Source organism: Buttiauxella sp. S19-1, assembly GCF_022134725.1.
In the GTDB taxonomy this organism is placed as follows: Bacteria; Pseudomonadota; Gammaproteobacteria; order Enterobacterales; family Enterobacteriaceae; genus Buttiauxella; species Buttiauxella ferragutiae.
Genome location: NZ_JAHWLU010000189.1, coordinates 1 through 5,230, shown reverse-complemented (window position 1 = coordinate 5,230; position 5,230 = coordinate 1). Strand labels below are relative to the sequence as shown.

At 48.3% G+C, this 5,230-nt stretch carries 6 protein-coding genes; 3 read left to right on the top strand and 3 right to left on the bottom strand.

Annotated elements, in window-relative coordinates:
* Positions 1-506: 506 nt before the first annotated feature.
* Positions 507-1,217 (bottom strand): DUF3053 domain-containing protein, encoded by a 711-nt coding sequence (locus MES37_RS23340; RefSeq protein WP_064542628.1) that lies wholly within the window; start codon positions 1,215-1,217, stop codon positions 507-509.
* 444 nt (positions 1,218-1,661) lie between these two features.
* Between MES37_RS23340 and MES37_RS23335 the strand changes: the two genes are divergently transcribed.
* The 3 genes from MES37_RS23335 (at position 1,662) to uspF (ending at position 4,217) form a co-directional block, all read left to right on the top strand.
* The gene (locus tag MES37_RS23335; RefSeq protein WP_064542625.1) at positions 1,662-3,044 is read left to right on the top strand and encodes an MFS transporter; all 1,383 of its coding nucleotides are present in this window, start codon (positions 1,662-1,664) and stop codon (positions 3,042-3,044) included.
* Positions 3,045-3,302: 258 nt separating this feature from the next.
* Positions 3,303-3,593 (top strand): HTH-type transcriptional regulator, encoded by a 291-nt coding sequence (locus MES37_RS23330; RefSeq protein WP_064542621.1) that lies wholly within the window; start codon positions 3,303-3,305, stop codon positions 3,591-3,593.
* A gap of 189 nt (positions 3,594-3,782) precedes the next feature.
* The gene (uspF, locus tag MES37_RS23325) at positions 3,783-4,217 is read left to right on the top strand and encodes a universal stress protein UspF (RefSeq protein WP_064542618.1); all 435 of its coding nucleotides are present in this window, start codon (positions 3,783-3,785) and stop codon (positions 4,215-4,217) included.
* Between the two features lie 95 nt (positions 4,218-4,312).
* Here uspF and zntR read toward each other — a convergent pair whose 3' ends face one another.
* Complete coding sequence (gene zntR / locus MES37_RS23320; protein ID WP_064542615.1) at positions 4,313-4,732, bottom strand: Zn(2+)-responsive transcriptional regulator; 420 nt, start codon at positions 4,730-4,732, stop codon at positions 4,313-4,315.
* A 137-nt stretch (positions 4,733-4,869) separates the two neighbouring features.
* Complete coding sequence (locus MES37_RS23315; RefSeq protein WP_064542612.1) at positions 4,870-5,142, bottom strand: YdgH/BhsA/McbA-like domain containing protein; 273 nt, start codon at positions 5,140-5,142, stop codon at positions 4,870-4,872.
* Positions 5,143-5,230: the final 88 nt, after the last annotated feature.

The following is a 5,230-nucleotide window of genomic DNA, read 5'->3' as shown; positions in this document are numbered from 1 at the left end:
AAACCTCCATTTTGCCTCCGTGTCAGGGTCGGTTGCGATTCGTTCCAGACGATCGCGCCCTCCAGCCGTTCCCGACGGCTGGACCCTGCCACCTGGAGTCAAAATGGAGGCGATTTAAGCCGGACCCAAAATTCAAGGACAAAGTCAAAAACCAGACCGGTTTTGACCTTGTCCCCGGCTTCAATCGCGCCGTTTTTTACCCTTCAGTCGGGGTCACGTGGCCGGGAGCCACGTGAGAGAGCGATCGTCGGGAACGAATCGCGAACGCCCCCGAATGTTGGGTGAAAAACGGTGTTTACCGCTTTAGCGGCGATTGATTTGCCGGGCGCCTGGATTATTAAGGAGTTGGCGTTAACTCCTTAATACGTTCACCGTTTTCGGGAATTAAAGAGATAACTGAACGCACGGGTGAACGGAAAACCTGCGGGGCTTACAGATCTCGCCCCGACAAGATTGCCAGGGCGAGTTGTGTATAAGAGACAGCCATTAAGCGAGGGAAATCACCATTACTGCATGGAGCTTTGTGCAGCCGAGTACGCCTGCATAAATGCCTGATGCTGTGATGCCAGCGGAGCAATCAGCGAGTTGTACTGGCTTGCCTGCTGTGAGGTTGGGAACTGAATGCCGCCTGCGGTAAAACCAACCTGAGTTCCCTGCTGCTGGATGAAATCACCCACTTGCACCAGTTGAGCGGTAAAGGTTTGTGCCGCAGGAATCAGTGGAGCCATCGCCGCTGCCGGACCCGTAACCACTTTCTGATATACCTGATCGTAAACGGGTTTCAGTTCGTCGGCTTGCTTCAGGGTGGAGCGAGCGCTGTCTGCCTGCATTTTGGCATTCTGTACTTGCTGACCTAATACGTTAAGTGAGCCATTTGCCTGACGCAGTGGACCGCTCTGGGTCATATAATCTTGCGGCACACGAATACTGTTTACGCTATCGGCGACCGGCTTCATGCCATCGTCCATAACCTGGTTCATCTGTTGGGAGAAGCCATACAGAATCGCGTAATCAGAAACCAGCGGGCCAAATTGCTTTTTCTGATCGGTAGTCAGCGTCGGTAAACGTTCACCGCTGCGCATCGCCGTATTTTGCAAGAAATCGATAAACGCCTTGCGCTGATCGCCTTCTTTATCAAAGCAACCACTCAGGCTCACCACCATTAAAATTGCCGCAAGCGGCGCAAACCAGCGTGACCAGGACTTACCTGTCGCCATCTTTTCTACTCCTTTCATCATTCAGTGCCAAAGCGCAAATGCGTACCCAATAATGCTGCTAAGGATAGTCCAACCTGCCTTTGCAAGATACCCTTTGCGGCTAATCTCTTAAGGCAAATTTGTACGATTAATAGCGGCTTTTGACACGGAGTTAGCGCTTAATCTTTGATGGTTGTTCCACCTCTTCGCGAACTAATGTTGCTTAATTGTTACACCCCTCACAAATCCGATGACATGACACCTGCGTTGAACCACTTTTAAGCTATTAATACTAAAGCGTTTATTTTTCAACGCCCGACGCCGCCCGCCGAATCAGTACGATAATCGCACACAAACACCCGTGGGATGATTGCCCAACTGCCTGTTGAGTGGTTTGATTTAACGAACGATTAACGAATCTTTGTTCGATAATCGAACACCTCAGCATCCTTCAGGACTTGCCTTATGACAAAGACAACAACAACTGATATTCAGGCATTTATAAACAACAATCGGTTTTCCAAATTCCAGTGGATGATTCTCGTGCTGTGTTTCATCACAGTCGCGCTGGACGGGTTCGATACCGCGATTATTGGTTTTATCGCCTCCGACCTGGTACAGGAATGGGGCGTGCAGAAATCTGACCTCGGCCCGGTAATGAGTGCCGCACTGGTTGGGTTGGCGGTCGGTGCATTAACCGCAGGGCCGATGGCTGACCGCATTGGGCGTAAAAAAGTGCTGGTACTTTCGATTCTGGTGTTTGGCGGTTTCAGCCTTCTGACAGCCTTTGCCACCAGTCTGACATCCCTCGCCTTACTGCGCTTCCTCACAGGTCTGGGCCTGGGCGCGGCCATGCCAAACGCAGCAACATTAATGTCGGAATACGCTCCGGAACGTAAACGCGCTTTATTGGTGAACCTGATGTTTGTTGGCTTCCCGATTGGCTCGTCAATGGGCGGCTTTGTCTCCGCCTGGATGATCCCACATTACGGATGGCAAAGCGTGCTGGTTCTGGGCGGTGTAATGCCACTGATTCTTTCGGTGGTACTGATGATTTGGCTGCCGGAATCAGCACGATACCTGGTGGTAAAAAACAAACCACAGAAAGATATCGCCACTATTTTGCGACGCATCGCGCCACTTCCATCAGGTGAAAACCTGCGCTTTGTGCTCAACGAAGTCGGTGGACACATCAAAGATAAAACCGCGCTGGGCGTAATTTTCTCGCCACGTTATCTGGTAGGGACATTAATGCTGTGCCTGACTTATTTCATGGGCTTGCTGATTTTCTATCTCCTGACCAGCTGGCTGCCGCTGCTGATTCGTGAAACAGGCGCAACACTTAGCCAGGCGTCGATTATCACGGCGCTGTTCCCACTCGGTGGCGGCATTGGCGTGCTAATTATTGGTGCGTTGATGGATAAATTGAACCCGAACAAAGTCGTCGCAGTTGGTTATTTGCTGACCGGGCTGTTCGTCTGCCTGGTGGGCTTCTCCACTTCAAGCCTGGTGCTGATGGGCGTGATGGTGTTTATCGCCGGGACGATTATGAACGGCGCGCAATCTTCAATGCCAGCACTGGCGGCAGGTTTCTATCCAACCCAGGGGCGTGCAACCGGCGTTGCGTGGATGTTAGGGCTCGGGCGTTTCGGCGGGATCCTTGGAGCGTTTAGTGGCGCATTCCTGATGCAGGCTGAACTGTCGTTCAAAACCATCTTCATGCTGCTGGCGATTCCGGCAATACTTTCAGCCACCGCGCTGCTGGTGAAATCCTGGGCAGGCCAGCGTACTCCTGGTGAAAACCGTGCAGAAAACCATGAGCTAGATAAAGTTACGCAAAAAGCATGATGGAAAATCTTTCAACTGCGGCGGGCTAGTCCCGCCCTTTTGCATAAAATATCTAACCATTTACAAATTTATACTCATTCCCCAGGTACGCAGCGTTTTCAATTCGTTATGCCGCTTAGGTTTTTTGCTGAAACGCATAAGCCCCTTTATGTTTAAAAATAGTTAGCCTCGAAAGCATCGTCACACTTTTTTTCGAACTATTCTTAATGAGCTTCTTACGTGTTCACTATCCATTGTGTGATTTATGAGGAGTACTCGATGGAATATAAAGATCCAATGTATGAGCTACTAAGTAACCTTGAGCAGATTGTTTTTAAAGATAAACAACAAACGATGGCTCTTAATGATAAGCCCAATGCATTTTCTGAGTTTGAGCAGTTAAGAAAAAGTACCGGGCTTAAGATTGATGATTTTGCCCGTGCGATGGGTGTGAGTGTTGCCATGGTGCAGGAGTGGGAATCAAAACGACTCAGACCCTCCACGACCGAACTGAAGTTGATGCGCTTAATGCAGGCGAATCCCACTATCAGTAAGCAATTGATGGAATGATTAAGTACTTTGTACCCTAATGCCTTAATCAAAACCCCGTTAACGCGGGGTTTGTTGTTTCTGGAAGCTACGAAAATAGTATGAAACGAAGCGGCAATCTCCAAAAACCGGACCTGTATCACTCCTCAAATAACAAATCTAATCCATAACTTAAAGAGGGTTATTTACGAGAAAACAAAAGGAGGTTGTATGTCTAAGAAAATCCTGGTTCCTATCGATATTTCTGAAATGGAGCTGACGCAACAAGTCATTCCGCATGTGGAAGCTTATGCCAGACAAGACGACGCCACGATCCACTTCCTGGCAGTCATCCCTGACTATACCTATTTTGCCTCTTACGGCCTGGGTTACACGTCGATTGCGCCCGATGCCAGAGAACGGGAAGTGGCCGCCATGAAAACGCTGAGCGAGATTGTCGCGCAGTTCAGCTTACCTGGCGACAGAGTGAAAAAGCACGTGCTGAGCGGCACACCGAAAGATCATATCCTGCAGTTGGCCGAAGATATTGACGCGGATGTGATTATTCTGGCGTCCCACAGACCGAGTATGTCCACTTATCTTCTTGGTTCAAACTCTGCGGCAGTGGTGCGTCACGCCGAGTGCTCGGTACTGGTTGTTCGCTGAACGGAGCAGCAGCCTCAAACCTCTTCGTCGGCCGGATAAGCGACAAAACTGGCGCAAAGGGTGGATGACGCTATCGCTCATCCACCCTACAACACTCAAGACTTACCGCCTTCAGCACCTTGTTCAAGGGCTTCAAGAATCGTGCAATAAGTGATGCAGTGATCGCTATCGCAGCAAATATCATTTAAATCTCGCAATGAACGCTGCATAGCCTGGAGCTCTTCAAGACGCGCTTCAACTTCATTCAACCGTGCCTGGACAATATTTTTGGAATTATGGCAACCGTCATCATTGGGTTCGATTCGAATAGCAAGTAGATGCCGAATCGAATCCAGGGTAAATCCCAGGTTGCGGGCATAACGAATAAACCGTAGTCGTTGTAGGTCATTTTCCACATACAGACGAAAACCACCTTCGGTACGGATATTATGGTTCATTAAATGTTGCTTTTCGTAATACCTAATCGTATCAGGTGTTACACCCGTCAACTTTGCTAATTCCCCGATGCGGTACATATCATTATTTTCCTTATATATCTGATGCCAGCAGTTATCCGCACACTTTCTATAAAGAAAGTGGGGGTTTAATTTGATAGTAAAAAATGAAGAGTAAAAGGGGACCAGGTATTAACGGCCCCCGTTTACTTTAACTGTTATTTTTCTTTATATAACACTGCATTAGCCCCAAACCCCGTATTACCACGCGTGAATCGGCTAACATAATAATAATCAGCCCCGGCTTCAGCCGCCTTCATATTAATATTAGATTTAGCATCATCGGGTGAAAAATATTTACCCCCGACAGAAATATCACCAACATGAACGTACTTGCTGGTTTCATCCCATGAGATTTCTGTAGCAGCAAATGAAGGGAGTGATATCACGGAAGTGATGACGGCAGTGGTTAGCATTATTTTCTTGAACATATTCTATTTCCTTACGATATGATTATTTATTTTTAAATGTGCAGCAGTTCGCTGTTTTTTCACCATAACATTGGAGTTAACTTTAGTT

Bases quoted from the DNA above. Each gene is read 5' to 3' on its own strand.
- MES37_RS23340 (WP_064542628.1), bottom strand. From the start codon at position 1,217: ATGGCGACAGGTAAGTCCTGGTCACGCTGGTTTGCGCCGCTTGCGGCA.
- uspF (WP_064542618.1), top strand. From the start codon at position 3,783: ATGTCTAAGAAAATCCTGGTTCCTATCGATATTTCTGAAATGGAGCTG.
- MES37_RS23335 (WP_064542625.1), top strand. From the start codon at position 1,662: ATGACAAAGACAACAACAACTGATATTCAGGCATTTATAAACAACAAT.
- MES37_RS23330 (WP_064542621.1), top strand. From the start codon at position 3,303: ATGGAATATAAAGATCCAATGTATGAGCTACTAAGTAACCTTGAGCAG.
- MES37_RS23315 (WP_064542612.1), bottom strand. From the start codon at position 5,142: ATGTTCAAGAAAATAATGCTAACCACTGCCGTCATCACTTCCGTGATA.
- zntR (WP_064542615.1), bottom strand. From the start codon at position 4,732: ATGTACCGCATCGGGGAATTAGCAAAGTTGACGGGTGTAACACCTGAT.